This is a genomic window from Prochlorococcus marinus str. MIT 0919 (genome assembly GCF_027359375.1).
In the GTDB taxonomy this organism is placed as follows: Bacteria; Cyanobacteriota; Cyanobacteriia; order PCC-6307; family Cyanobiaceae; genus Prochlorococcus_D.
Genome location: NZ_CP114779.1, coordinates 713164 through 739318 on the forward strand (window position 1 = coordinate 713164; position 26155 = coordinate 739318).

At 38.1% G+C, this 26155-nt stretch carries 25 protein-coding genes, 3 tRNA genes and 1 other RNA gene; 16 read left to right on the top strand and 13 right to left on the bottom strand.

The genetic code is table 11. The features are described from left to right. The 6 genes from O5635_RS03955 to O5635_RS03980 form a co-directional block, all read right to left on the bottom strand. Complete coding sequence (locus O5635_RS03955; protein ID WP_036902340.1) at window positions 1–669, bottom strand: hydantoin utilization protein A; 669 nt, start codon at window positions 667–669, stop codon at window positions 1–3. 98 nt (window positions 670–767) lie between these two features. Further along, window positions 768–1652: an indole-3-glycerol phosphate synthase TrpC gene (trpC, locus tag O5635_RS03960; RefSeq protein ID WP_036902337.1), complete on the bottom strand. Its 885-nt coding sequence runs from the start codon at window positions 1650–1652 to the stop codon at window positions 768–770. Window positions 1653–1673: 21 nt separating this feature from the next. Next, a complete protein-coding gene (gene lpdA, locus O5635_RS03965; protein WP_036902333.1) occupies window positions 1674–3128 on the bottom strand; it encodes a dihydrolipoyl dehydrogenase in 1455 nt (484 codons plus the stop codon). Next, the gene (locus O5635_RS03970; protein WP_036902331.1) at window positions 3109–3966 is read right to left on the bottom strand and encodes a TrmH family RNA methyltransferase; all 858 of its coding nucleotides are present in this window, start codon (window positions 3964–3966) and stop codon (window positions 3109–3111) included. Before O5635_RS03970 ends, lpdA begins: the two co-directional genes overlap by 20 nt. Before the next feature lie 24 nt (window positions 3967–3990). After that, window positions 3991–4239: a hypothetical protein gene (locus O5635_RS03975; RefSeq protein WP_036902329.1), complete on the bottom strand. Its 249-nt coding sequence runs from the start codon at window positions 4237–4239 to the stop codon at window positions 3991–3993. 22 nt (window positions 4240–4261) lie between these two features. Continuing rightward, window positions 4262–4344: transfer RNA gene (locus O5635_RS03980), tRNA-Leu, on the bottom strand. A 245-nt stretch (window positions 4345–4589) separates the two neighbouring features. On the opposite strand from O5635_RS03980, the gene murA reads away from it, so the two are divergent. The 4 genes from murA to O5635_RS04000 all read left to right on the top strand — a co-directional run bounded on the left by murA (window position 4590) and on the right by O5635_RS04000 (window position 8770). Next, entirely contained in the window at window positions 4590–5975 is a 1386-nt protein-coding gene (gene murA / locus O5635_RS03985) for a UDP-N-acetylglucosamine 1-carboxyvinyltransferase (RefSeq protein WP_036902326.1), read from the top strand. Window positions 5976–6259: 284 nt separating this feature from the next. After that, window positions 6260–6341: transfer RNA gene (locus tag O5635_RS03990), tRNA-Leu, on the top strand. 8 nt (window positions 6342–6349) lie between these two features. Then, window positions 6350–7528: an aspartate aminotransferase family protein gene (locus O5635_RS03995; protein ID WP_072013268.1), complete on the top strand. Its 1179-nt coding sequence runs from the start codon at window positions 6350–6352 to the stop codon at window positions 7526–7528. A 69-nt stretch (window positions 7529–7597) separates the two neighbouring features. Next, complete coding sequence (locus O5635_RS04000; RefSeq protein ID WP_072013288.1) at window positions 7598–8770, top strand: bifunctional folylpolyglutamate synthase/dihydrofolate synthase; 1173 nt, start codon at window positions 7598–7600, stop codon at window positions 8768–8770. Window position 8771: 1 nt separating this feature from the next. On the opposite strand, the gene O5635_RS04005 is transcribed toward O5635_RS04000, so the two are convergent. Continuing rightward, window positions 8772–10103 carry an FAD-binding oxidoreductase gene (locus tag O5635_RS04005; RefSeq protein WP_036902321.1) on the bottom strand — a complete coding sequence of 444 codons (1332 nt, stop codon included), beginning with the start codon at window positions 10101–10103 and terminating at the stop codon, window positions 8772–8774. A 15-nt stretch (window positions 10104–10118) separates the two neighbouring features. Continuing rightward, window positions 10119–11405 (bottom strand): amidohydrolase family protein, encoded by a 1287-nt coding sequence (locus tag O5635_RS04010; protein WP_036902319.1) that lies wholly within the window; start codon window positions 11403–11405, stop codon window positions 10119–10121. Between the two features lie 43 nt (window positions 11406–11448). Here O5635_RS04010 and O5635_RS04015 point away from each other — a divergent pair. The 6 genes from O5635_RS04015 to ftsZ all read left to right on the top strand — a co-directional run bounded on the left by O5635_RS04015 (window position 11449) and on the right by ftsZ (window position 16645). Next, a tRNA-His gene (locus O5635_RS04015) sits at window positions 11449–11521 on the top strand. Window positions 11522–11653: 132 nt separating this feature from the next. Further along, complete coding sequence (gene miaB, locus O5635_RS04020; RefSeq protein ID WP_269608137.1) at window positions 11654–13030, top strand: tRNA (N6-isopentenyl adenosine(37)-C2)-methylthiotransferase MiaB; 1377 nt, start codon at window positions 11654–11656, stop codon at window positions 13028–13030. Window positions 13031–13067: 37 nt separating this feature from the next. Further along, the gene (locus tag O5635_RS04025; protein WP_036902316.1) at window positions 13068–14129 is read left to right on the top strand and encodes a D-alanine--D-alanine ligase family protein; all 1062 of its coding nucleotides are present in this window, start codon (window positions 13068–13070) and stop codon (window positions 14127–14129) included. A gap of 47 nt (window positions 14130–14176) precedes the next feature. Continuing rightward, on the top strand, window positions 14177–14587 hold the full coding sequence (locus tag O5635_RS04030; protein WP_036902313.1) for a hypothetical protein: 411 nt from the start codon (window positions 14177–14179) through the stop codon (window positions 14585–14587). Beyond that, window positions 14584–15348, top strand: coding sequence for a cell division protein FtsQ/DivIB (locus tag O5635_RS04035; protein WP_052042917.1), 765 nt, complete (start codon window positions 14584–14586; stop codon window positions 15346–15348). The genes O5635_RS04030 and O5635_RS04035 overlap by 4 nt, the downstream gene beginning before the upstream one ends. Before the next feature lie 178 nt (window positions 15349–15526). Continuing rightward, on the top strand, window positions 15527–16645 hold the full coding sequence (ftsZ, locus tag O5635_RS04040) for a cell division protein FtsZ (RefSeq protein ID WP_036902311.1): 1119 nt from the start codon (window positions 15527–15529) through the stop codon (window positions 16643–16645). Window positions 16646–16657: 12 nt separating this feature from the next. Here the strand turns inward: ftsZ and ffs are convergent. Then, window positions 16658–16754: signal recognition particle sRNA small type (gene ffs / locus O5635_RS04045), an RNA gene on the bottom strand. 43 nt (window positions 16755–16797) lie between these two features. Between ffs and panB the strand changes: the two genes are divergently transcribed. Next, window positions 16798–17568 carry a 3-methyl-2-oxobutanoate hydroxymethyltransferase gene (panB, locus tag O5635_RS04050; RefSeq protein WP_036902310.1) on the top strand — a complete coding sequence of 257 codons (771 nt, stop codon included), beginning with the start codon at window positions 16798–16800 and terminating at the stop codon, window positions 17566–17568. Here panB and hemW read toward each other — a convergent pair. Then, window positions 17537–18760 carry a radical SAM family heme chaperone HemW gene (gene hemW / locus O5635_RS04055; RefSeq protein WP_241462955.1) on the bottom strand — a complete coding sequence of 408 codons (1224 nt, stop codon included), beginning with the start codon at window positions 18758–18760 and terminating at the stop codon, window positions 17537–17539. The genes panB and hemW overlap by 32 nt on opposite strands. A gap of 133 nt (window positions 18761–18893) precedes the next feature. Here hemW and O5635_RS04060 point away from each other — a divergent pair, with 133 nt between their 5' ends. The 5 genes from O5635_RS04060 (at window position 18894) to cbiB (ending at window position 23507) form a co-directional block, all read left to right on the top strand. Continuing rightward, on the top strand, window positions 18894–19997 hold the full coding sequence (locus tag O5635_RS04060) for a PIN/TRAM domain-containing protein (protein ID WP_036903549.1): 1104 nt from the start codon (window positions 18894–18896) through the stop codon (window positions 19995–19997). A gap of 34 nt (window positions 19998–20031) precedes the next feature. Continuing rightward, window positions 20032–20715 carry an ATP-dependent Clp protease proteolytic subunit gene (locus tag O5635_RS04065; RefSeq protein WP_036902304.1) on the top strand — a complete coding sequence of 228 codons (684 nt, stop codon included), beginning with the start codon at window positions 20032–20034 and terminating at the stop codon, window positions 20713–20715. 64 nt (window positions 20716–20779) lie between these two features. Then, on the top strand, window positions 20780–21382 hold the full coding sequence (locus O5635_RS04070; RefSeq protein WP_036902303.1) for an ATP-dependent Clp protease proteolytic subunit: 603 nt from the start codon (window positions 20780–20782) through the stop codon (window positions 21380–21382). A gap of 116 nt (window positions 21383–21498) precedes the next feature. Continuing rightward, on the top strand, window positions 21499–22494 hold the full coding sequence (gene ilvC / locus O5635_RS04075) for a ketol-acid reductoisomerase (protein WP_036902301.1): 996 nt from the start codon (window positions 21499–21501) through the stop codon (window positions 22492–22494). Between the two features lie 17 nt (window positions 22495–22511). Beyond that, a complete protein-coding gene (gene cbiB / locus O5635_RS04080; protein WP_036902299.1) occupies window positions 22512–23507 on the top strand; it encodes an adenosylcobinamide-phosphate synthase CbiB in 996 nt (331 codons plus the stop codon). A 7-nt stretch (window positions 23508–23514) separates the two neighbouring features. On the opposite strand, the gene O5635_RS04085 is transcribed toward cbiB, so the two are convergent. The 3 genes from O5635_RS04085 to O5635_RS04095 all read right to left on the bottom strand — a co-directional run bounded on the left by O5635_RS04085 (window position 23515) and on the right by O5635_RS04095 (window position 26035). Further along, entirely contained in the window at window positions 23515–24153 is a 639-nt protein-coding gene (locus tag O5635_RS04085) for a sugar transferase (RefSeq protein ID WP_036902296.1), read from the bottom strand. Window positions 24154–24269: 116 nt separating this feature from the next. Beyond that, a complete protein-coding gene (locus O5635_RS04090; protein WP_036903547.1) occupies window positions 24270–25469 on the bottom strand; it encodes a glycosyltransferase in 1200 nt (399 codons plus the stop codon). A gap of 110 nt (window positions 25470–25579) precedes the next feature. Then, entirely contained in the window at window positions 25580–26035 is a 456-nt protein-coding gene (locus O5635_RS04095; RefSeq protein WP_052042910.1) for a hypothetical protein, read from the bottom strand. Window positions 26036–26155 lie beyond the last annotated feature (120 nt).

A 26155-nucleotide genomic window follows, 5' to 3' on the forward strand; every position in this document is an offset into this window, starting at 1 on the left:
TTAAAGAATATAAGATGAGGTTTTTTGAACCCAGAAAAATCCGGTCAAAATAGATATTCCGCCTATAAATCCAACCATTAAAGGCAAAGCTTTCCTTCCTGCCTTGAAAGTTGCCAAAGATATGGCAAGTACAACACCTTGCATTGCAGCGATAGAACCAAAAAGGTAGGAAATAATATAAGTAAAGGCTCCTATTGGTGGCAGCGCCAAAGCAGGAATAACAGCAAGCAAATGACTAGCTCCTGCAAGTCCATGCAAAACCCCTAGGCTCGTCACAGCATGTGTATGAACTCCATGTTGCTTATTACCTCGTAAATGAAAATGTACATGCTGATGTTGATAGCCTTTGCCATGGTTGTGATCGTGAGTATGTATATGGAGGCCAAAAGCTCTCTTCAGAGCAAATACACCTGCCACTAGAAGGACTATCCCTACACTAAATTCAGCCAAAGTAGACATTTTTTGTATCTGAACTAAATCTTTAACGCATATTGCTATTGCGGATAAACCGACAACACCTGCAGAATGACCCAGGCCCCAAGCCAGTCCATTCTTGAAAGCCAATCGAGGGTGTTTTAGTGCAGTTGGAGCGATAGCAACCAAATGGTCTGCTCCGCCTACAACGTGAACAGCCCCAGCTGCAAATCCAGTGAATATACTTACTAGCATTTTCCCAAGAAGTTACTTTCAGTCTGCCTTATCAATAAGCTTGGTGTTGCAATTTTTCGCACATACAAAGATATTGAATTTGTCATTAGCAAATACATTCAACCTGAGATTAATTTTTTCAAAGCAGTTTGAACATCAGATTGGCTAACTAAAAACTCTCCAACTAATACTGCGTTTGCTCCATAGGAAGCAACACTATCTAAATCTTTCCGCGAAGATATCCCAGATTCACTTACTAAAACGACTTCTTGATTATGTAATCTATCTCTATTGGAATTAATAACTTTTTCAGTAGTTTTCAAATCAATTTCAAAATTTTTAAGATCGCGATTATTAATTCCGATAAGGTCAAAACTTTGGATATCTAATACTCTTGAAAGTTCTTTCGAATCATGAACCTCTACCAATACATCCATACCTAGATTAGATGCAACTTTCTTTAAATAAACAAGGTCTTGATCTGAAAGTATTGCTGCAATTAACAAAACCGCATCTGCACCTGAGACTCTAGCTTGATACAACTGATATGGTTGAATAATAAATTCCTTACAAAGCAAAGGCAAATCAACTGTTTTTCTTACTTGCTTGAGCACATCAAAGCCCCCTTGAAAGAATTTTTTATCGGTAAGTACTGACAAGCATGTTGCACCTCCTTCTTTATAAGAAAGCGCTATATCAATAGGGTTAAAATCTTCACGAATAACACCTTTACTAGGACTTGCTTTTTTTATCTCTGCTATGACTGCGGGACATTTCTTAGATGTTCTGAGTGCTTCTAAAAAATTTTTTGTTTCAGGCAAACCTACAATCTTTGATTTAAGTTTTTCTAATGGCACTCGATTTTTGGAAAGAGAAATTTCGTGATCTTTCTCCCATAAGATCTTTTCAAGAATATTTCTTGGCTCACTATCTTCATGAGGTATTGCATACTCCAAATTAGCCACCTTGACTTTTGGATTTGGAGGACGTCGTCGAAGATCCATGTTTAAAAAGCTAACTCGAAACTAAGTCTGTGAAACCTGAATTAATTGACTAGCAGCTTGCTTATAAGCGACTTCAACTACCTCACTAAGAGTTGGATGAGTATGAACTTCCTTTGCCAATTCAACAACACTTTGCCGTCTAGATATTGCATTGGCAACTTCCTGTATCAAGTCTGCAGCATGCATTCCAAAGATATGTGCACCTAAAACCTCTCCCGTATCTCTCCTGAAAAGTAATTTCATTAACCCATCACTCTCTAGTTCTGCTAATGCCTTTGAATTTGCCTTGAAGTAACTTCTAACAACTCCTAGATCAAACTTATCACTTTGAGCAAGTTTATTTGCTTCTAAATCACTTAATCCCACTGAACTTATCTCAGGATGAGTAAATGTTGCTGCGGGGATACTTCGATAATCTATTTCCCTAGATTCACCGAGAATGTTATCAACCGCTACTGTGCCTTGGGCTGCGGCTGTATGAGCAAGCATCAATTTCCCTGTAACATCACCTACTGCCCACAAATTAGATAGAGGTTTACCTTCTACAAGAACTCTCATTGAATCATCTATAGGTATATAGCCCCTATTTGTTTTCACTCCTAATGATTCCAAATTCAATTCTGAACTAGTTGGGACTCTACCGGTAGCGACCAATACTGCATCAACTTCCAAATCTTCAACAAACTCTCTGGTATTAACATCAGACAATTCAATTTTTACTGGACATCCTGGAGAAATTTTACTTGCCAAGACTCCTGAACGAGCATCTATATCCCTAGCTTGAATCAAATTACGAGAAGCAATTTTTGCAATATCTGTATCAAAAGTAGGCATAACCCTCTCTAGAGCTTCGATCATAGTCACTTCGCAACCTAAAGCTGTATAAACATCTGCGAATTCCAGACCTATATAACCGCTTCCAATAATCGCTATCCAACGAGGTAACCATTCAAGGTTAATAGCTTCGTCACTAGTGAAAACAGTCCTGCCATCAATCTCAATACCAGGCGGAACAAAAGGGTCTGACCCAGTAGCAATAATTACATCATGTGCAGTAACTAGCCTGTCTATGCCATTAATTTCTCTTATACCTACCTTTTGGGGTCCTTCTAATCTTGCCTTTCCTCTTAAAATCTTCACCCCAGAGCGTTCAAGAGTCTTCGTTAAATTTTTTCGAATGTTAAGTACCAAATTATTGGCATGGTCAGCTATTTTTTGCCTTTCGAACCTAACTGGTGCTGAATGAATTCCAAAGGTTGCAAGATGCTCCGAATCTGCAAGTTCCCTTACCTTCCCACTTGCTGCAAGTAATGCTTTTGAAGGTACACAGCCTCTGTTCACACATGTACCTCCCATTTCCCTGGATTCAACAATCGCAACACTTAGCCCTTTCTCAGCGGCATGCTTTGCAGCATCAAAGCCACCGTAGCCTGCGCCTATGACAATTATGTCAAAGTCAAAATTTGCTTTGCTCACCGTTCTTGTTCATATAAGTGGTCATTTTGGCCCTTCGCCTTTCCAACAGTAGAGGAACGGCTGAAGATGCAACATTTAAAGATTCAACTGCCTGACTATGAGGCAAAGTCACATAGTGTGTGCAGCAATCTTTTATTCTTGGATGAAGGCCATCACCTTCATTGCCTAAAACCAAAACAGTTGGCTTAAGCCAATCAATATTCCAATAGGGCAGAACCTCATTTCCATCAGAACCTCTATAAGGATAAGTTCCCACAACTTGATAATCATCTTTTGCAGATATTCGTAAATTATCGGCTAGTTGTTCAACAGATTTTTCTACCGAATCACTCCACCGCAAAAAAGGTAATTGGAACACTGCGCCAGCGGAAGATCTTAAAACCTTTTGATTACATGGGTCTGCTCCCAAGGCAAGCCACAAAATATCTATATCAGCTGCAAGAGCTGTTCTAAATAATGTCCCAACATTCCCTGGGTCCTGCAACCTATCCAAAGCCAAAACAAAGTGAGGTTTATGCTTTAATTTTGGGAGGCAAGCCTTATCAAGTAAACATGCAACACCATCTGGAGTGCTAGTAGTTAAAGCAGCTTCAAGAACTGGAAAAGTTACCAAATTCAACCGAATACTCTTTGGTAGGTTTTTTAATAGTTTTGGATGCTTTGCTACCCATTCAGGTGTTGCAATAACTTCTTTCGGGAATAATTTGTTATTTATAGTTTCTTGCAACAAATGGGTTCCCTCTAAAAGCAATAAACTTTCTTTCGAACGTCCTTTGGCATTAGAGAAAGATCTAAAACGACGTACTAAAGGGTTACGCCGACTGGATATAACTGGCAAGTCAAAAGAAATGGCTACTGCTCCTCAAAAGAGTGACAGCTGATTTACAGCAAAACTATTTTTTAAAACTAACTTTTCATTTTCAACTTCAAGTCCATTTACTAAAGATATTTCGCCTTTCACCCCTTCCTCTGAAAGTGTCTTGATCATTTGTTTTATTATTGCTTCTTCTACAAGAGTTTCATCAATACCATCCGGTGTAAATCGTTCGATCAGTTGCCCCACCTTGGTAGCAATTAATTCAGATGAATTAGTTATTTTGATCAAAATCATGGCTATAAGATACTAACAATAATGCGGATGGGGAGACTTGAACTCCCACAGCACAAGGCTACATGTACCTGAAACATGCGCGTCTACCAATTCCGCCACATCCGCATAGTTTCACTTATTTTAAAGCATTTAAAACATATTGTCCTATAAGGAATTTAAGCATCTAAATTCAAGCTCTAATTGCCATATTGCAGACAGCTAAAAATAAAATTGAATATTCTTAAACTAGACAAATAAAAATTGACTTGTTAAATATTAAATAATTCCCAAGTTTTAGTATTTGTTATTCATATAGCTAGACTTCTCAAAAAGAACTTGTCAATATAGGTCTCTAATGATTAGATATATGCATGCCTCGCATTGCAGCTAGCCAAAGAAGCCTATATACAGAGTGTTTAGAAGTTTCTGGCACTAATTTTCTGTCAGGAGAAATACATATAAATGGTGCTAAAAACTCTGCTCTAGCCTTGATGGCAGCATCGTTGCTTACTGATGACACTATTTTTCTAGAAAACGTTCCTGATCTTACAGATATAAAGGTGATGTCTAAACTCCTTAACTATATAGGTATCAGCACCCAACAAAATTCTCATACATTCCAATTAAACGCCAAGCAAATTGCAAATAAAGAGCTCCCGTCAAGTCTTGTCAATGCTTTAAGGGCAAGTTTTTTCTGCATTGGTCCTCTACTTGCAAGATTAGGCGAAGTCAGAATCCCTTTGCCAGGGGGATGCAAAATAGGTCATAGGCCAATTGACGAGCATATTCGAGGTCTTAAAGCATTGGGAGCATTTGTATCCATTAACGATGGAACAGTAATTGCCAAATTGCCACCATCTGAAAAAACTTTAAAAGGGACTTGTATCAAATTTAATTGCCAAAGCGTAGGAGCTACAGAGACTACTCTCATGGCTGCAACCCTTGCTGAAGGAAGAACTATTTTAGAAAACGCTGCGCAAGAGCCTGAGATACAAGATCTTGCAAAAATGCTTAATTCAATGGGTGCCAAGGTCAAAGGAGCAGGTACTAAAACAATAATTATTGATGGGGTCACAAAGCTAAATGGCTGTCATCACAAAGTTATTCCAGATAGAATTGAGGCAGGAACTTTTTTAATTGCCGCAGCAATAACCAGATCTACGCTCACTATCAAACCTGTAACACCCGAACATTTGGAAGCCGTAATTCAAAAACTTCGTGATTGTGGTTGTGAAATAGAAGTAAATAATGACAATTTGACCATTATTCCAAAATTGATAACAGCTGTTGATATAACAACTGAGCCCTATCCTGGCTTCCCAACTGATTTACAAGCTCCTTTCATGGCGCTAATGGCTACTGCTAAAGGTAATAGCATTATCAAAGAAACCATCTTTGAAAGAAGGATGCAGCATGTAGGGGAATTGCAAAAGATGGGCGCTTTAATTGACCTGCAGGGCAATACAGCTTTTATCAAAGGTGTTTCTAAATTAGTTGGAAAATCTATTTCAGCTGGCGATTTACGTTCATCAGCTGCCCTTGTTCTTGCAAGTCTCTCTGCAAAAGGAAAGAGTAATATTCAAGGCGTTAACTATCTTGATAGAGGTTATGAAAAGATGGAGAATAAACTAAACAATGTTGGCGCAAACATAATTAGAGCGCATAGAAAAATAGACTCCTTTGCTAGTAAAAGCTATAAGAATAAATCACACTTTTTAAACGAAAGCTTTTCAGAGAAGGAGAAGGAGGTTGCCTAAGTTTCCTTAGAGATTTTAAACAACTTCATTTCACGACCTTCCTAATATATTTAAACTAAGTAAAAAGAAGTAGATTTGAATATAATAAAGTTGAATCCTTGAAATTTCAAATACAAATTATTAATTTCCTTCTATATATGTCACTCATGAAAATTAATTCGTCTAGTTCATTTTGTTCGTCCATTCAAAAGCAACAACATTCTATTCATCCATAAGAAGCCAAAAACAGGCATTTTCTCGCCTATAGTTCTACAATGTCCAGTGAGAAATCGCTGGGATCCATTGGGAGCGTGGTGGAATTGGTAGACGCACCGCACTCAAAATGCGGCACCTTCGGGTTTGTCGGTTCGAGTCCGACCGCTCCCACTCCTTTAATGCAAACATATCAAAGACTTCCTATTCATATCGCTAAAGGGAAAGGAGTATGGGTTTGGGATCAGAAAGGCAACAAATATCTTGATGCAGTCGCTGGAATTGCAACTTGCACGCTTGGGCATAGCGACAGGAAAATACGGAAAGCACTTACAAGGCAATTAAAAAAGATCCAACATGTCTCAAACCTTTATCACATTCCAGAACAAGAAGAACTAGCACAATGGTTGATAGCTAAGAGTTGCGCAAGCAGTGTTTTTTTCTGCAACAGTGGTGCAGAAGCCAATGAAGCCGCTATTAAATTAGCGCGCAAATATAGCAAGAAAAGAGGGATTGATAATCCTATTATCCTTTCTGCTAAAAGAAGTTTTCATGGAAGAACTCTCGCTACATTAAGTGCCACAGGTCAAGAAAAGTACCAAGAAGGTTTTTCTCCACTAGTTCAAGGATTTAATTTCTTTACATATAATGATTCCAATTCCTTTCAAGAATTACACTCTAAAATAATTGGAAGTGGGTCAGAGATTGCTGCAGTTTTAATCGAGCCAATCCAAGGGGAAGGGGGATTGCATCCAGGTGAAAAACAATTTTTTAAATTAATCAGAGACATTTGTACTAAACACAAAATACTTTTAATTTTTGATGAAGTGCAAACAGGCATGGGAAGGACAGGGAAACTATGGGGATATGAAAATCTTGATATAGAACCAGATGCCTTCACTATTGCAAAAGGCCTAGGCAGTGGTCATGCGATTGGTGCCTTATTGGCTAAAGAAAATGCAAATATTTTTGATATAGGTGATCATGCAAGCACTTTTGGCGGCAACCCTTTTGCATGTAGAGCAGCATTGACAGTTGCTCAAGAGATCGAATGCAGAGATTTACTCGAGAATGTTGTTCATAGAGGCAATCAGTTAAAAGAAGGGCTTTTAAAAATTATTGATAAGAATCCAATACATCTGCAAGAAACTAGAGGCATAGGTTTAATGCAAGGTCTTGTTATCAGAGAAGACTCCCATTTAAAAGCGAAAGGCATTATAGATGAAGCAATTCAGCAAGGTCTTTTAATCATCTCTGCTGGAGAAAATGTCATTAGATTTGTGCCTCCCCTTATAATTACTAAAAAGGAAATAAATATTCTGCTAAATAAATTAAATAGAACATTTTCTAGTTTACTTTAATTGGGAATTATTAAGCAAAAAAGCTCTAATAAGATAAAAACATTATTAGATTCAGCCAATCCCAAAAGTATGACTCTTGGCCTAGAGCGAATCAAAGTTGCTTTGCTAGAAACAAAAAAATGCTATAAAGATATTCCTGCTATCCAAATTGCTGGCACTAATGGCAAAGGATCTATTACTTGCTTCCTTGAGAGTTGTTTAACCGAAGCTGGTATCAAAACTGGTTGCACTACATCACCTCATCTTGAGAGTTGGTGTGAAAGAATTAGAATAAACTGTCAAGAAATTCAATCTGAAGAATTCGAAGCAAGGCTGAATAAACTTAAACCCATAATAAAGAGAAATAATTTAACTTCTTTTGAAATAATAATTCTTACAGCATTAGATCATTTTTACTCTAATAAAGTTGATTTAATAATTCTTGAAGTTGGTCTTGGAGGAAGACTAGATGCAACTACAGCCTATCCTTATAGACCTTTAATAGGGTTCGGTGGCATTGGGTTAGATCATTGCGAACACCTTGGGAAAGATTTATCTAGTATTGCCAAAGAAAAAGCTGCTGTTATTTCCAATGGAAGCAATATCTTTAGTTGTAGCCAAGACAATGAAGTAAGAAATATTATAGAAAGAGTTGCATCTAACAAAAATGCAAAAGTTCATTGGTTAAAGCCTTTATCTAAGCAATGGCAACTAGGGATACCTGGAGAAATACAAAGGGAGAATGCAGCTGTTGCAAAAGGGATTTTGGAATCTTTATCAGGTCTTGGATGGAATATTAACAATAAAGCAATTAAAAAAGGTCTCGCAAATGCACAATGGCCAGGAAGACTACAAAACATTTCCTGGAAAAATATTCCTTTAATTCTTGATGGTGCACATAATGTACATGGAGCGAAAGCTTTAGCTAAAGAACGCTTATTATGGAAGAATCAAGAAAAAGGTATTTATTGGATTATTGGTATACAAGCTCATAAGCAAGCTCCTGAAATAATTAACACTTTGCTGGGTAATAATGATATTGTTTCTATAGTCCCGGTACCAGGCTCAGCTAGTTGGAAAGTACAAGAAATTGAGGAAATTTTTCCCAAAATCTCCAAAAGGATATTTCCCGCTAATAGTATTAGTGAAATCTTAGAAAGTTTATTATTAAAAGGAAACTATAAAGAGAAATTACCCATAGTAATAACTGGCTCTCTGTATTTAATCGGGAATTTCTTATCGAATGAAATATATTCTCAATGAGCTATAACCAACCTTTTAACTTTCCAGGGTTAAGTATTCCTTTTGGGTCAAAAGATTTCTTGGCGTTAACTTGATCTGCATCCACAACACCCAAGCCACCATCTTCTACAGTTACAACATGTGGGTTGAATACAATTGCTCCAACATTCTTACAATCATCAATTAATTCTTTTAATTCAGTTTCACCTTGCCACCTAACCAAAGGCAGTGCAGCAATCCGTTGTCCTCCTTGCTGACGAACTGACTCAAGATGCCAAAGTATATTTTTTTTCCATTTTTTACTAATAATTTTTATCGCTTCGATCTCATTTAAAGGTAAAAGCATTTGCAAATAAGTCCAATTTGAATCTATAGATCTCATATGTAAGGTGGTGTGATTCCATGTCATTTCCCTTAAACCATTACTATTCCCTTCTTTCCCTAAATGATTAAAAGAGGCACCTCTTTCTATAGCCAGTCTTTTAAGTGTTTTTATCCCATCGGGGTCTACTAAAAACAATAATCGATGTTGCCCGGTAGATTCTCCACTCCAGTTTGGAATATTTTCTACGATCTCTTTTTGCAACAAACTGCCCAGAAAAAGATTTACAGCGACTTCACTACAACGTTTTAAAAGGTGAACGGCATCAGTCCAGCTAGCACAATCAATAGTAATTTCATGCCATTGAACTAAAGGCGCGGTAGAGAGCGTTAGAGCTGTAATAATTCCGTTTGTACCATAAGCATGATTCAACGCCTCTGAGGAAGAAGCGTCAAGGTTTATCTGCTGTGGGTAGTCTCCTATTGTAATTACTTCAAGCCCATGCAAATGGCCGGGGTCACGCAAAAATCCCCATCTAATAGATCCAACACCGCCTGAACCTCCTGAAACAAACCCACCTATAGATGCCGTCTTCCAAGTACTTGGTAATAGCCTTAACTGCCTACCCTTATCAGAAAGATATTTATCCAGATCGCCCATTAAGCATCCCGGTTCCACAGTTACCTGACCTGTAAAAGAATCAAACTCCCTTATAGAATTCAAAGCACTCATAATGATCACAACTCCTCCTTTTAAAGGAACACATTGTCCATAATTTCCAGTTCCTGCTCCTCTTAAAGTTATGGGAATTTCATATTGACTACATATGCTAACTACAGAAATAACTGCCTTAATAGAATATGGCTTTACTGCAATATCAGCACAACAATCACTTAATTTTTTTGCAAGTACTGGAGAGTAATCATAAAAATCTCTTGAAAATCTTCTTCTTTCATTTAGGTTTTGAAAACAATCCAATTCATCTAATTCAAGAAGTTCTTTTAAGAAGTCATTTGGCAATGCATTAGTCATTTCATTAAGTATTCGCTATTTAGATGAAACGCAATCAAAAAGCTGGTCTTCGAGAATACTGCCTCTGATTATGACTTTTCTCTGAGCAGAACAAGAAAGAACTTCTGACCAATTTTCTGCTTCTAAAACAATAAAGTCTGCCGAACCTCCTACTTCAAAAGTACAATCCCATTCAAGATTCATTAATCTAGCGGCAGCAGTAGTAAAAGGGGCTAAACCAAGCCTAGTCCAAGGTCGAAGTTGTGTAATTGGCATTGAAGAAGCAATTAAAGATAAAGGATCAAAGTTTCCTCCGGGGAACCATGGATCTTGAACATTGTCTCCCCCTATAGCAACATTTACGCCTGCCCTTTGCAGCTGCGCGATAGGAGCCATTGGTCTTTTCAAAGGGGTCTTAGCCTCAACTCGACCCAATAACCAAGCATTAGTCAAAGGCAGGGCTACAACATTTACTTGATGATGAGCTAAACGATCTGAAAAAAAATTCATACTTCTATCTGAAAGCAAACTCATATTGCTTAAATGACTACAAGTTATAGGCACTTCTAAATGAATATGATCGAGAGCATTAATTAATTGATTCAAACCAGCAGCAGGATAACTTTGCGATTCATCTATATGCAAATCAATTCCGCACCCAAGGGAGTTTGCAAGATTAAATAATGTTCGTAAACAATTTTTTGCATGGACGGAGTTAAAAGGAGGGGCTAACACACCTCCCAAAAGCCCACCTTTATTGGCAACTTTTTTAGCCATCTTTTTACCTTCCTCAGTCATCCAATAATCCAAAGGCACCATGGCAACAAGCTGTAAGTGAATAAATTGAGCCCATTTTTTTTGAAGTTCAGCAATAACTTCCCAAGTAAAGTCTGCAAAGGGTCCGAAACTATCAATATGTGTTCGAATTGCTCGAAAACCATTCCTTATTGAGAGTTTCAAAGAAGTTTCTGCATTAAAGAAAACGCTCTGCTCAGTCCGACACTGATGCTCTTTTATATTTGCTTCAAAAGCCCCAATATAAGTTCCATCTAAATTTGGATAATTTTTCCAAGTAAATGCTTTGTCAATATGAGCATGGGTTTCAACAAACCTAGGCAAAATAAAGTTCAAAGAAGAATTAGATGGAGTTTCAATTGGTTGCAAGCTGCTAATACCTTTTTCACTCCATGAAATGCGAAGTGGGCAAAGGCCTCCTGCTGTAATTTCTGCATCTGCCAGGTCAATTCCTTGGCCTATTAAGCCTAAAGGGACCAAAGCCTCAAGAGAAGAAATATCTAAATCTGACGTTTTTTTGTCAATCATTTCACTGACGGTAAAGGCGAATTGGTAAATTTATATATACACGGCGGGCGTCGCCAAGTGGTTAAGGCAGCGGCTTGTGGCGCCGCTATTCGGGGGTTCGAATCCCCTCGCTCGCCCTTGTAAAACAATTTTATGGAGTTTAAGTTTTTATCAAAGCTAAAAAGTCCTTCACAACCGGAATATTAAGAGCTCTATGAACTTTTAGTAACGGATCCTTTCCAACTGTGTTATCAACCAAGCCAAATTCTATAAACGAACCACCTCAAAGGAATAAGCCCAGCAGAGGTAGTTATTGGATAACCACTTTTGGGTGCCAAATGAATAAAGCAGACTCAGAACGAATGGCTGGGATTCTTGAAAGTATGGGTTACCAAATAGCAGAAGCTGAACTCAAAGCAGACTTAGTTGTTTATAACACTTGCACTATTAGAGATAATGCTGAACAAAAGGTTTATAGCTATCTAGGACGTCAAGCTCTAAGAAAAAAATCATCTCCTAATCTCAAATTAGTTGTAGCAGGCTGTGTAGCTCAACAAGAAGGTGAATCCCTTCTTCGTAGAGTTCCCGAGCTGGATCTCGTTATGGGACCCCAACATGCAAATAGGTTGGAAACTCTTTTAAATAAAGTTGACACTGGTCAACAAGTAATCGCAACCGAAGAAAGTCAAATATTAGAAGATTTGACGACTGCTAGAAGAGATAGCAACGTATGTGGATGGGTAAATGTTATTTATGGATGTAATGAAAGATGTACATATTGTGTAGTTCCAGCAGTGAGAGGGAAAGAACAATCAAGAGTTCCTGAAGCAATCAAAGAAGAAATAGAAATACTTGCCGACAAAGGCTATAAAGAAATAACACTGCTTGGACAAAATATTGATGCGTATGGGAGAGATTTACCAGGCATAACTTCTCAAGGGAGAAGAAAAAATACATTAACTGATTTACTTTATTTTATTCATGATATCGAAGGGATCAAACGCATTAGATTCGCAACGAGTCATCCAAGATATTTCAGTTCTAGATTGATACACGCTTGTTCGCAATTACCAAAAGTTTGCGAGCATTTTCACATCCCTTTTCAGAGCGGTGATAACGAGATTCTTCAAGAGATGGGTAGGGGATACAAAATAGAAAAATACAAAAGAATAATCTCTCAAATAAGAGAATTGATGCCGGATGCTTCTATCAGTGCAGATGTAATCGTTGCTTTCCCAGGAGAAACCAATCATCAATTCCAAAAATCCCTTGAACTTGTTGAAGAAATTGGTTTTGATCAATTAAATACAGCAGCTTATTCACCTAGGCCCAATACACCTGCTGCATTAAGACCCGATCAAATTTCCGAAGAAGTAAAAATAGACCGCTTAAGAAAACTAAATGCTTTAGTAGAGAAAACAGCCAAAGAAAGAAATAAACGCTATCAAGGACAACTAGAAGAAATCTTAGTCGAAAGTATTAATCCAAAGGACAGTAGACAATTAATGGGAAGGACAAGGACAAATCGACTAGTTTTCTTCCCAGGAGAAGATTCTAAAAGCAAATCGTATAAACCAGGAGATTTAGTTAACGTAAGGATCAAAGAAGTTCGATCCTTCTCGTTAAGCGGGGTAATTGCGATATAAAAAAGACCTTTTACCGAACACTTAATTTCGATTTTATATGTCTAATCCCCTAATAAAAGTAGGTATTATTTTTGGAGGTGCTTCTAGGGAACACAATGTCTCCATTAAATCGGCAATAGCAATAGCAAACTCCTTACAAACAAGAACTAATTCAAACCGTTTCAAAGTGATTAACAATTATATTGATCACAAAGGTAGATGGTGGGGTGATCCGGTAGCAGCTAAAGCATTAGGGAAAGGGTATGAATTGAAGGAAGAAGATCTTCCAGACCCATTACCAAAGGAAGGGTTTAGAGCTCTACCGAAATGCACAGAAGAAGTAGACGTATGGTATCCAATACTACATGGACCTAATGGAGAAGATGGGGTAATTCAAGGGCTTTTACAATTAACAAGCAAACCTTTTGTTGGGTCTGGAGTCTTAGGCTCTGCGTTAGGCATGGATAAAATTGCGATGAAAATCGCTTTCACAGCAGCAGGTCTACCTCAAGTCCCATACTGTGCTTGTGAAGCAAATGAACTATTACAGCCAGATAGTCTTTTGTCGTTAATTAAAAGAATTGAGAACCAATTGGGATACCCCTGTTTTATAAAACCTGCCAACCTGGGGTCTTCAGTTGGTATTAGCAAGGCATACAAAAGAGAACAACTTGTAAAAGGCCTAGGAATTGCATCATCTCTTGATAAAAGAATTGTTGTCGAGAAAAGTGTTATTGCTAGAGAACTTGAATGTGGTGTTCTAGGCAAAAAAGACATTCGAACTTCATGTGTTGGTGAAGTTCGACATCATTCAGATTGGTATGACTATGAAACTAAATACACGGAAGGTTTGAGCAAAACCTTGATTCCGGCACCTATCTGTGAAGAAACAACGAAGCAAATTCAAAACTTAGCTTTAAAAGCATGCAAAGCTATTTGTGCCGAAGGTCTTGCAAGAGTTGATTTTTTCTATAGAGAAGAAAGCAACCAAATCTGGATCAATGAAATAAATACTTTGCCTGGGTTTACCAAACAAAGCATGTATCCAATGCTATGGAGAGAATCTGGGTTAGAGATGCATGAATTAGTCTCAATATTAGTTGAAACAGCTAGAGAATGAATTAGTTTGATTTCACTGGTGCCTAGAGAAACACTTTTACTAAAACTATGACTCATGGCTTGCTCTGGTTCCCTCTATTAATAGTTTTTTTACTTTTAGCCTCGCTTGGGTGGATAGAAAGAAGAAGGCAAAATCTTTTTAGAAATTGGGCTAAAGATTCAGAACTGGCAAAGCTAGATAGTTCTGGTGCAGCACGATTAAAAGATGGAATACTTTGCTGGAGCAGTTTCGAAGCAGGAAAATTCAGCGACCAAGACTCTTTTGAAATTAAACAATTAGAACTTGTTGAACTCATGGCGCTTAGCTCAGGCGAAGCACCTCTTACTAGTGAATCCCAAGGCCAATGTCGATTAAGATTAATCGGCTGCGGAAAAGAAATAGATGTCCCATTTTCAGATGCTGAAAGAGCTCGGCAATGGATGGGGCAACTTATGGGAAAAGCCCGTTGTGATCTATGAAGAAATTAAAACCGAAGAATTCATATGATCCAAATCTTCCCTCTACATTGATTTATCTTTGGAGAGTTTTCTTTTTTATTTTCGCATCCTCATTTTTAAGTTTGTGCTTAATCAACAATGGCTGGGAAGAAATTAATGCAGAGAATATTCAAATTAAAGGCAACAACTATATACATAAGAAAAGAATTGTCAGACATTTAGGAATCAAACTACCCGTCCCATTATTAGAAATAAACCCTAAGCAAGTTGAAGAAAGTCTGCTGAAAAAACTTCCCATAAAAGTAGTTAGGTCTAGCCGGAGGATCTATCCTCCAGGGATCTACCTTGAAATTCAAGAGAGAGAGCCAGTAGCAAAAGCAACTCGCATTGGCCCACAAGGGATTGAGCAAGGGTTGATAGATAAAGATGCCCATTGGATAGAGCTTGGTGATCCTCTTCAGTCAAGGTACAAAATCAACGACCTGAGTCTTTCTATTGATGGCTGGATGAAAAGTCATCAAAAATGGATTGCATACATTTATCAAAACCAAGACAAGCTAAGAAATCCTCTGCAAAAAATAATTTTGTCCCCAAATGGAGAAATCAGTCTTAAAACTAAAGACTTTGAACTAATTGAATTGGGCTACAACCCTTCTATCCTTAGAGAGCAAGTTTCAACAATTGTTTATCTGACAAAGAACTTACCTAAAAGGTTTACAGACGATTTACAAACGACTATTGATTTAAAAGATCCTTCTAGGCCTAAATTACTTTTCAAATAAGATAAATTAGGCTCCCTAGCCTTAATTAGGATTTTATTTTCAAAACTAAGGTTAAAGAAAAGTCAGTGATCACTGATTTTACGCCCACTTATATCTAGACTTTATTGAAAAAGCCAACAGAACTCTCTCACTAGTTCATAATGCACAAAAAATTAGTATTTAAATCCTTCATATGGTCATGGGCATGGGCAACAATTTAGGGCTTTCCAACGTTGAAGGCATTCAACCAAGTCAAAACGCCCGGATAGAAGTAATTGGTGTTGGAGGTGGAGGCAGCAATGCTGTTAACCGAATGATTCTCAGCGACCTAAAAGGGGTCTCATATCGTGTCCTTAATACAGACGCTCAAGCGTTGCTTCAATCCTCTGCTCAGAACAGAGTTCAACTTGGTCAAACTTTGACTAGAGGCCTAGGTGCTGGAGGGAATCCAAGCATTGGCCAAAAAGCCGCAGAAGAATCTCGTGCTGATCTTCAACAGGCACTAGAAGGGGCAGATTTAGTATTTATTGCAGCGGGCATGGGAGGGGGCACTGGCACTGGAGCCGCGCCGGTGGTAGCTGAAGTTGCCAAAGAGACTGGAGCCCTTACCGTTGCCATTGTTACCAAGCCCTTTAGTTTTGAAGGGCGGCGAAGAATGCGTCAAGCCGACGAAGGGATAGAAAGACTTGCAGAAAATGTTGACACATTAATTGTCATACCAAATGATCGATTAAAAGATGTCAATGCAGCTGCTCCTCTCCAAGAAGCCTTTCGCAATGCAGACGATATACTAAGAATGGGCGTCAAAGGCATTAGTGACATAATCACTTGTCCTGGGTTGGTAAATGTTGACTTTGCAGATGTTCGATCTGTCATGACTGAAGCTGGAACGTCTTTACTTGGCATTGGTTTTGGCTCAGGACGATCTAGGGCTGTAGAAGCCGCTCAAGCTGCAATAAATAGTCCTTTACTTGAAGCCAGTCGCATTGATGGTGCTAAAGGATGTGTTTTAAATATTACTGGAGGCAAAGATATGACCTTGGAAGATATGACATCAGCATCTGAAGTGATTTCAGATGTAGTGGACCCAGAGGCAAATATTATTGTAGGTGCAGTTATTGACCCGGAACTTGAAGGCGAAGTCCAAGTAACTGTCATAGCAACTGGATTTAATGGCAGCCAGCCTTATAAAAATCAAAGGTCAAGCTCTAAACTGACACCTCAATCTCTTTATAGGCAAAATACAAACAAAGAACCTGGAGCAAGTATTCCTGAATTCCTTAGACTCAGACAAATTCGAAGAGAGTCTGATACTTAAGTGTTGAATTTTAGGTGACCCGGATTCCACGCCTGCTTTAAGCATCCCGTTTGGCTGCTACCTTCCGGTCCTGACCAGATATAGGCGTTAAAGCCGCATGGGCCGAGTCTCCTAAATTTTAGCAATTACTCCCCCTTTAGCAGAAAAGCTAAATGATCCCAAAGGAATTAGTTCGATTCAAAGAACTTAGAAAACCAATCACAATACTTACTGCCTGGGATAGTATTTCATCCTCAATAGTCGAAGATGCTGGGGCAGATGTAGTTCTAGTAGGGGATTCGTTGGCAATGTTTGTCCATGGACATACAACAACATTGCCCATAACACTTGAACAAATGCTTCATCATGCTCAAGCCGTTGGAAGAGGGTTTAAAAATCCAGTTGATAAGCAACCTTTAGTAGTTTGTGATTTACCATTTCTCAGCTATCAATGCGGAGAAGATAAAGCAGTTTCAGCTGCTGGCACTTTACTTAAAAACTCATGTGCATCTGCAGTAAAACTTGAAGGCGCTGAAAGAGAGGTGCTTACAGTTATAAATCGATTAATTCGTATGGGTATTCCAGTAATGGGGCATCTTGGATTAACTCCTCAATCAGTAAATAATCTTGGGTACAAAAGACAAGCTGAAGATCCTATTAGCCAAAACAAACTCATTGATCAAGCAATTCAATTGGAAAATGCCGGATGCTTTGCAATCGTTCTAGAGCATGTCCCAGATAACATTGCAAAGAATCTAAGAGAAAAATTGATTATTCCCGTTATTGGAATAGGAGCTGGAGATCATTGTGATGGGCAAGTAAGAGTAACGGCTGATTTACTAGGGCTCACAGACAAGCAGCCCCCCTTTACAAAGCCCCTAATAGAAGGAAAAGAATTATTTAGTCATACTCTTAAGCAATGGGTAAAGCAACAGCATCTTTAGGAAGGGAATCCCACCACAAAAGCATTTCCACAAGCACATGATTACTAACATCCATTCCTTCAGGATCGTGAAGAGCAAATCTTGAGCCTTTACGCTGTATCCATCCCCTTTTCAAAGAATCCTTCCAATACTTTTCTAATTCTTCTAAGAATGCTTTTCTTTGAATTGGATTCCAACCCCAATCTTCAGCTAATTCTTCAAAATCAATTCCTTCTCTACGACGAAGTCCAACAATGAAAAGCTCATCCAAATCGATTGGCTGTTGATATAAATGCTGCAAAGATTTATCAAGACCATAAGTTTCTTGAGTTAATAACCAAGCTTCATATTCAGAGCGTTTCTTTGGTCTATGCAATCTTTTACCCCAGGGGCAACTAGCAGCACCTAAACCTACCCCCCACCAACCTGCTCCACTCCAATAAACTCTGTTATGCCTGGAAGCATGTCCAGGCAGAGCATAATTTGAAATTTCATATCTGGCATAGCCAGCATTCTTCAACTTAGAGCTAGTTAATTGAGCTACATCCGCTGCAAGATCATCATTGGGTAAGTTCAATTCTCCACGAAGTTTTCTCCAAGCGAAGACTGTTCCTTTCTCAATAGAAAGATCATAAATAGAAAGGTGTGGTGGACAAATTTCTAAAATCATTTCCAACTGTTTTTCCCAAAAAGCAAGATTATGTCCTGGAAGGTTTTGAATAAGATCTAAGCTCCAGCTATACATTTCACCTTGCTCAAAAAAAGCAGAAATCCATTCGCAAGAGTCCAATAATTGATTGGAATCATGGCGTCTACCAAGCGAAGCTAAAACTTCATTATCAAAACTTTGCGCCCCAAGGCTTACTCGATTAATTCCAACACCCAGATATTCTTGAAGTTTTTGCTTATTAAAACTTGCAGGGTCTATCTCTAGAGTAATTTCAGCACCATCTTGAAAGCCAAAATGTCTTTCAAGGCGACCCAACAATGCAGATATTTGCTTTGGACTCAAAATAGAAGGAGTTCCACCGCCTATATAAACTGTTGACAAAGGATAAGCTTTGGGAATCAAGGCAACTTCTCTAAAAAGAAGTTCTAAGTAAGCTTTAACTGATGCACTGCCTGAACCAAATTCTCCATCTGCAAAATCTCCTAAAGGGACTATAGGAAAGTCACAATAGAAACAGCGTCTATGACAAAAAGGAATATGCACATAAATACTTCTGGGACACTTCACAGATATACCTATAAATCATTCCGCAAAGGTATTCGTATCTTTATTGGCGAATGCCTGGTATATGAATCATGCTGCATGTACAAAAGAACAGGTCCCTAATCTTAATTTCATGGTGGGATTGCTAGTCCTCATTCTATTCTTGATTGCTGGGATAGCCAGTGCTTGGTTTGGTCGTGATTTTATACCAGAAACTTTATTTGATAATTTCCAAAATCCCGAGATTCTGATCTCAAGCATTGGAGGATTAATAGGTCTTATCACAGGAATATTGTTTCAGCAGTTAAATAAAAATCTTACCAAGCAAACAAAAGATACTCCTACAGATCTACTTGTAAGTCGCGCATTAGGTCTAATACTTGGTCTTCTTGTAGCAAATTTAATTTTAGCTCCAATACTTTTATTGCCTCTTCCAAAAGAAGTTTCTTTCATAAAGCCCTTAATAGCAGTTCTAAGTAATATTTTCTTTGGAGTTCTAGGCTATAACCTTGGCGAGATTCACGGAAGAACATTTCTTAGGCTATTGAATCCAAATAGCACAGAAGCCCTTTTAATTGCAGAAGGGATTCTTACTCCTGCAAGGGGTAAGATTCTAGATACAAGTGTAATTATTGATGGCAGGATTAAAGGCCTACTTGATTGTGGACTAATTGAAGGGCAAATAATTGTTGCTCAAACTGTCATTGAAGAATTGCAAAAACTTGCCGATTCAAGCAATACAGAGAAGAGGTCAAAAGGTAGGCGGGGACTTAAGTTACTAAATAATTTGAGGGAAAGTTTTGGAAGAAGACTAGTTATTAATTATACGAAATATCAAGGCAATGGTACCGATGATCGACTTTTAAAACTAACAGAAGAAACCGGGGGGACATTAATTACTGCTGATTTCAATCTTGCTCAAGTTGCACAAGTTAGAGAACTCAAAATCTTAAATCTTAGTGATTTAGTTATAGCACTGAGGCCAGAAGTACAACCTGGTGAAAAATTAAACTTAAAAATCGTTCGAGAAGGGAAAGAAGATACACAAGGAGTCGCTTATCTTGACGATGGGACAATGGTAGTAATTGAAGGTGCTAAGAAATTAATAGGAGAAAGATTAGAAGTTATCATTACTGGAGCTCTCCAGACACCATCGGGAAGAATGATTTTCGGGAAACTGGAAAGAGATCTTCCTGCTAACAAATCTGATAAAAAAAAGCCCTCTTCTGGTCAGTAATAGCTAGGCTCAAATCCTGGACAATTTGTTTCATATGACAGTCTCTGCTCCTTACTACGGTGATTCTTCAGTTCTAAGAACACCGCCACCTGATTTACCTTCATTACTTCTTAAAGAACGAATTGTTTACTTGGGGCTGCCTTTGTTTTCTGATGATGATGCAAAAAGGCAACTTGGAATGGACGTAACCGAATTGATTATTGCTCAACTTCTATATCTTGAATTCGACAATCCGGACAAGCCAATTTATTTCTATATCAACTCCACAGGAACGAGTTGGTACACAGGAGACGCAATTGGATTTGAAACAGAAGCTTTTGCCATCTGTGACACTATTAGCTATATAAAGCCACCAATTCATACTATTTGTATAGGTCAAGCGATGGGCACCGCAGCCGTAATCCTTTCTGCAGGGACAAAAGGACAAAGAGCTGCCTTACCTCATTCATCAATTGTTCTTCACCAACCAAGAAGTGGCGCACAAGGACAAGCAACAGATATACAAATTCGTGCAAAAGAAGTTATTCACAATAAGCATGCGATGCTTGAAATCCTTTCAAAAAATACAGGGCGGAGCATAGAGCAACTATCTAAAGATTCGGACAGAATGAGTTATTTAAACCCTCATCAAGCTGTTGAATATGGATTAATTGACAGAGTTTTAAAAAGTAGAAAAGATTTACCGACTTCCCTACCAGCCAAAGGATCAACCTCTTGAGAATGATGCCTCCATAAAAACTTACTTGGTCAATCTCTTTAATTCCATTACCTAAATCATCATCATGCCAATTGGTACTCCAAGTGTTCCGTATAGACTTCCTGGAAGTCAATTTGAACGATGGGTAGATATTTACACAAGACTTGGCGCAGAAAGAATCTTATTTCTCGGTCAAGAAGTTAACGATGGTGTTGCGAACAGTCTCGTAGCTCAGATGCTTTATCTTGACTCTGAAGATAGTACAAAACCTATTTATTTGTACATAAATAGTCCTGGAGGTTCTGTCACTGCAGGTCTAGCCATATACGACACTATGAAATATGTAAAAAGTGATGTAGTTACAATATGCGTTGGGCTTGCGGCTTCGATGGGTGCATTCCTTTTGTCAGCTGGTACTAAAGGGAAAAGACTCGCGTTACCCCATAGCCGAATAATGATTCATCAACCTCTAGGAGGGACCTCACAAAGGCAAGCAAGCGATATAGAGATTGAAGCCAAAGAAATACTGCGCATCAAAGAAATGCTAAATATTTCGCTGGCTGAGATGACAGGTCAAAGCTTTGAAAAGATTGAGAAGGATACTGACAGGGACTACTTTCTAAGTGCTTCAGAAGCCAAAGAGTATGGATTAATTGACAAAGTTATCTGTCATCCAAATGAGGCTTAGTAATCTAATAATCACAATATTTCTTAGAATTATCAAAAGTTTTTTTAGAAGCGTTTAAAACTTATACGCTATCTTTCTAAAGCTCTGCACTAATAGAACACTAAACCTGCAACCGAATGGCTCAACTCTTTTACGATTCAGATGCTGATCTAAGCCTCCTCAATGGGAAAACTGTTGCAATCATTGGCTATGGATCGCAAGGACATGCACATGCTTTAAACCTTAAGGATAGTGGTGTCAACGTTGTTGTAGGCCTCTACGACGGAAGCAGGTCTGCCAACAAAGCAATCGCAGATGGGCTGGAAGTATTAAGTGTTTCAGATGCCTCGGAAAGAGCTGACTGGATAATGATTCTTTTACCCGATGAGTTCCAAAAAGATGTTTACAAGAATGAAATAGAAAAACATCTAAAGCCTGGCAAAGTTTTAAGTTTTGCCCATGGCTTCAACATTCGTTTTGAATTAATCAAACCGCCATCCTTTGTTGACGTGGTAATGATTGCTCCTAAAGGCCCCGGACATACGGTGCGTTGGGAGTTCCAAAATGGTCAAGGGGTACCAGCTTTATTTGCTATTGAACAAGACTCTTCAGGTAAAGCAAGAGATCTTGCTATGGCTTATGCAAAGGGTATAGGTGGTACCAGAGCAGGTATCTTGGAAACCAACTTCAAAGAAGAAACTGAGACGGATTTGTTTGGGGAACAGGCTGTTCTATGTGGAGGACTATCTGCATTAGTCAAAGCTGGTTTCGAAACTCTTGTAGATGCTGGTTATCAACCAGAACTGGCCTATTTCGAATGCTTACATGAAGTTAAATTGATTGTCGATCTAATGGTCAAAGGCGGTCTTACTGCTATGCGCGATTCCATCTCAAATACAGCTGAATATGGCGATTATGTTTCCGGACCTAGGCTCATTACTTCAGAGACTAAAAAAGAAATGAAAAAAATCCTTCAAGATATTCAAGACGGAACATTTGCAAAAAATTTCGTGAAGGAATGCGATGCAGGTAAACCAGAAATGAAAAGGATACGAAATGAAGATGCCTCTTTACCTATTGAACAAGTAGGCAAAGGTTTGCGTTCTATGTTCAGCTGGCTAAAAACAGACTGACACATCCTATTTCGTTAATTTTTGGCGCCATATTGCTTGATTTAGCAATAGGAGATCCTCGGCCACTTCCCCACCCTGTAGAGGTTATGGGGTTAATTATCAATAATTTAAGAAGAGTAGTTGAGAATTTAGCTAGAAATAATCATTTAGGACTAAGGATAGGAGGTTCATTTATAACTTTCGTTATATTCTCTATTACAATTCTCATTGGATGGATTACTGAACAATATTTGCTTTACAGACTTTCACTGCCACCTTTTATTAGTTCAACAATACTTATATTTTTTTTAGCAAGTTCATTGGCAGCAAAAAGTTTATCTAAAAGTATTTTAAAGGTAATTGATAACTTAAACAATCAATCATCCGAACAAAGAATCGAGAAAGCACGTAAAGAGCTAAGCCAAATTGTCGGAAGAGACGTCTCGCTATTAAACGAGAAAGAAATCTTGAGAGCAACTGCAGAAACTGCAAGCGAAAATGGTGTAGACGGAGTTTTTGCACCTCTTTTTTGGATGGGAATAGGAGTATTTTCTTGGCAAGTACTATCTCCTTCTTTACCTGGTCCTTTAGCTTTAGCTTTAGGGTTTAAAGCCAGTAGCACGATGGATTCTATGCTTGGCTACAAGAAAGGAACCCTTAAGTGGCTTGGGACTGCAAGTGCAAGACTTGATGACCTATTAACTTTTATACCTTGCAGATTAGTCGTTATAACATTGCCATTAGTCACGAAGAAATGGAAAGACACACCTTATCTAATAAGGCATGCAATCAAAGATGGTTCTAAAGATCTATCTCCAAACTCAGGTCTTTCAGAAGCAATTTTTGCTTACTGCACAGAAATAAAAATGGGCGGGGAGAATATATACAAGGGCGAAACCATAACCAAGCCAATTCTTGCGGGAAATTGCAGCGAAGCAGATCAAAAAGGTATTTTAAAAATTTTAAACCTGATTATTAGACTTGAAATATTATGGCTATTTTTAATAGGTTTTATATCCCTTATTCTTAAATAGATTTAATTCAATAAGCTCCTCTATCTCTTGGAAACAATAAAACAAAAATGGTTCTTATAATTATTCTAAAGTCCATCAAAAGACTCCTTTTGCGTACATAAGCAATATCTAGATCTACTCTTCTTTTATAACTTAAATTATTTCTACCACTAATTTGCCATAAGCCAGTTATACCAGGCTTTATAGCATTGACTTCATTCATACATTCTCCATAACGAATTACCTCTTCCTGGATAATAGGCCTAGGACCAACAACACTCATATCACCTTTTAATACATTTATAAATTGAGGCAACTCATCAAGACTTGAACGTCTAAGGAATTTACCAACAGGTGTCACACGTGGATCATTTCGAATTTTAAAATCTCTCTCAAACTCTTCCCTAAAATTAGGATGATTTTCAAGAAGATTATTTAAAATATCTTCTGCCTCAGGGTACATAGTACGAAATTTTATACATCCAAATTTAGATAAATTACGGCCAACCCTTTCTTGTTTATAAAAGACTGGTCCAGAAGAGCTTATTTTCACAAGTAAACCTATTAAAATATATACTGGAGAGCCTATTAACAGGACTGTCAGGGAGAAAACAATGTCTCCTGCCCTTTTAAGGCTTCTATCATACGAATGCTTTGTTTTTACCATTTTAAAAATTTAATACCAAATAGAATTGACAACAGAAGTTTATTTTATGCTTACATTCATTAGATGTTTCACCTTAACGTCAAACATAGCAATTATATGTTCTTAAGGCACTCTCATTATTCTTCAGTTTGAGAGTAAAATCCCAAATGGTCTTTATATGACTTCATCAAGAAGGAAGAAAGGCGATTGGAAAACACTTCTGGTCGAAAGTTTTGCGCCCAATTATTAATTCTTTCAGAACTTAATTTTGTGTATAGTTTTTGTTCCTCAAACCAAGAAACTGCATCAAACAAAGATTTTTCAGTTTGCTCTGGGAATAGCACTCCAGTGGAGGCAGTTAGATCCTTTTCAAAATATCTAACTGTATCTAAAAGCCCTCCTTTCGCCAATCCGATCACAGGCGCTCCTGCCGCCATAGCTTCAACCGGAGCTATGCCAAAGTCTTCTATACCTGCATATACATAAGCTCTACATCGTTCCATCAACCTTTCCACCTTCTCCTTTGATTGGAACCCAAGAAGCTCGACAGTAGGGCCAGCAAGTTGTTTTAAATACCCATAATCAGGACCATCCCCTACAACAATTAAAGGTAAGTTCAGCAAATTAAAAGCTCGTATTACAACATCAACTTTCTTATTTGGAACAAGTCTACAAAGACATAAATAGTAATCATCCCTATCTCTCTGATATATAAACCGCTCAACGTCAACTGGGGGATGGATAACAATGGCTTTACGGTGCCAATACTTCATCACCCTTCTCGCCGTAAACCGCGAATTGGCTATAAAGCAATCAACCCTTTGAGCACTAAGCTGATCCCATTGTCTAAATTTATGCAATTGGAACCTAATCAAAGGTTCCAAACCAGCTTGACTTAACGAAGATCGTTCCAAGTAAAGATTCATCTGATCCCAGGCATACCTTGCTGGCGTGTGTACGTAACTAATGTGCAACTGGTCAGGCGACGTAATAACTCCTTTGCCTACGAGGTGACTACTACTAATCACAAGGGGGAATTCAGAAACATTTATTTGCTCAATTGCATATGGCAAAATTGGCAGGAATTTCTGTACGTTATTTGCTCCAAAAGGCAATTGTTGAATCAAACTGGTTTGAATCGACCTTCCAAAAAGCCAACTTTCTTTCCTTTTACTTTCACTCTCTGTTAAAGAGAATAGTTGAGCTTGACTACCTAGAGAAGAAATTAATTTATCAATAGAACAAACAACCTGCTCGGCACCTCCAACCGATCGAGATAAGAACCATTCATGCACAAGTGCAATGTTCTTTGGTAACACATTAGATTCTTTTGAGATCAAACTCTAGGGCTCCTGTAAAACCTTCTCAAAATAGTTAGGTACAGTTTATTCATAACAAGAAAGAATTTTAAGATATAAAAAGTGCAGAAATGAAATTGACAACAAGGCTATTGCAAAGAGAAGCCACCAATCAAGCTCTGAGGTATATCGCTACTTATAAGAGAAAGGAATATTAAGCCACTAGCGAAGGATACTAAAGTGACATATCTCACATAACCTGTTTTTCTTGGCAGGCGAAAGTACGAGGTTGTTAACAGTAAAATAACAATTAGGCCAACAGTGATCAAAGCAACCTCAGAGGATTTATCTACAGCTAAGTGTAGTTTTAGGCTTTGATTTAAAACATCAGCCTGCCAATCAAGAACTATTCCAGATTCATGGCTCAATAATAAAAATAGGCTGATTAATGTTGATGTTAATATACTAATAATAGATAAAAAAGTAACAGGTTTAGAAAGCCTGTTCATTGTTCTATTAAATAGCAGAAGCAATAATGCTATAAAAACAGAAATAGCCAAAGGGGATGCTGGGATCAACCAAGAAGCTTCAAATAAAGAATGCATTAGCGTGCTTTACTTCTAACTGCAAACCCAAGCTCCTTAAACAGTTCAACAGATCCTATTAACGCAAGTACTGCAAACGAAACACCGCATACAATTGGAACAATAGCTTCCATGACTAAC

Coding starts and splice junctions, on each gene's coding strand:
- O5635_RS03955 (WP_036902340.1), bottom strand. CDS start 669: ATGCTAGTAAGTATATTCACTGGATTTGCAGCTGGGGCTGTTCACGTT.
- trpC (WP_036902337.1), bottom strand. CDS start 1,652: ATGGATCTTCGACGACGTCCTCCAAATCCAAAAGTCAAGGTGGCTAAT.
- O5635_RS03975 (WP_036902329.1), bottom strand. CDS start 4,239: ATGATTTTGATCAAAATAACTAATTCATCTGAATTAATTGCTACCAAG.
- murA (WP_036902326.1), top strand. CDS start 4,590: ATGCCTCGCATTGCAGCTAGCCAAAGAAGCCTATATACAGAGTGTTTA.
- O5635_RS03995 (WP_072013268.1), top strand. CDS start 6,350: ATGCAAACATATCAAAGACTTCCTATTCATATCGCTAAAGGGAAAGGA.
- O5635_RS04000 (WP_072013288.1), top strand. CDS start 7,598: ATGACTCTTGGCCTAGAGCGAATCAAAGTTGCTTTGCTAGAAACAAAA.
- O5635_RS04005 (WP_036902321.1), bottom strand. CDS start 10,103: ATGACTAATGCATTGCCAAATGACTTCTTAAAAGAACTTCTTGAATTA.
- O5635_RS04010 (WP_036902319.1), bottom strand. CDS start 11,405: ATGATTGACAAAAAAACGTCAGATTTAGATATTTCTTCTCTTGAGGCT.
- O5635_RS04025 (WP_036902316.1), top strand. CDS start 13,068: ATGTCTAATCCCCTAATAAAAGTAGGTATTATTTTTGGAGGTGCTTCT.
- O5635_RS04030 (WP_036902313.1), top strand. CDS start 14,177: ATGACTCATGGCTTGCTCTGGTTCCCTCTATTAATAGTTTTTTTACTT.
- O5635_RS04035 (WP_052042917.1), top strand. CDS start 14,584: ATGAAGAAATTAAAACCGAAGAATTCATATGATCCAAATCTTCCCTCT.
- ftsZ (WP_036902311.1), top strand. CDS start 15,527: ATGGGCATGGGCAACAATTTAGGGCTTTCCAACGTTGAAGGCATTCAA.
- panB (WP_036902310.1), top strand. CDS start 16,798: ATGATCCCAAAGGAATTAGTTCGATTCAAAGAACTTAGAAAACCAATC.
- O5635_RS04060 (WP_036903549.1), top strand. CDS start 18,894: ATGGTGGGATTGCTAGTCCTCATTCTATTCTTGATTGCTGGGATAGCC.
- O5635_RS04065 (WP_036902304.1), top strand. CDS start 20,032: ATGACAGTCTCTGCTCCTTACTACGGTGATTCTTCAGTTCTAAGAACA.
- O5635_RS04070 (WP_036902303.1), top strand. CDS start 20,780: ATGCCAATTGGTACTCCAAGTGTTCCGTATAGACTTCCTGGAAGTCAA.
- ilvC (WP_036902301.1), top strand. CDS start 21,499: ATGGCTCAACTCTTTTACGATTCAGATGCTGATCTAAGCCTCCTCAAT.
- O5635_RS04085 (WP_036902296.1), bottom strand. CDS start 24,153: ATGGTAAAAACAAAGCATTCGTATGATAGAAGCCTTAAAAGGGCAGGA.
- O5635_RS04095 (WP_052042910.1), bottom strand. CDS start 26,035: ATGCATTCTTTATTTGAAGCTTCTTGGTTGATCCCAGCATCCCCTTTG.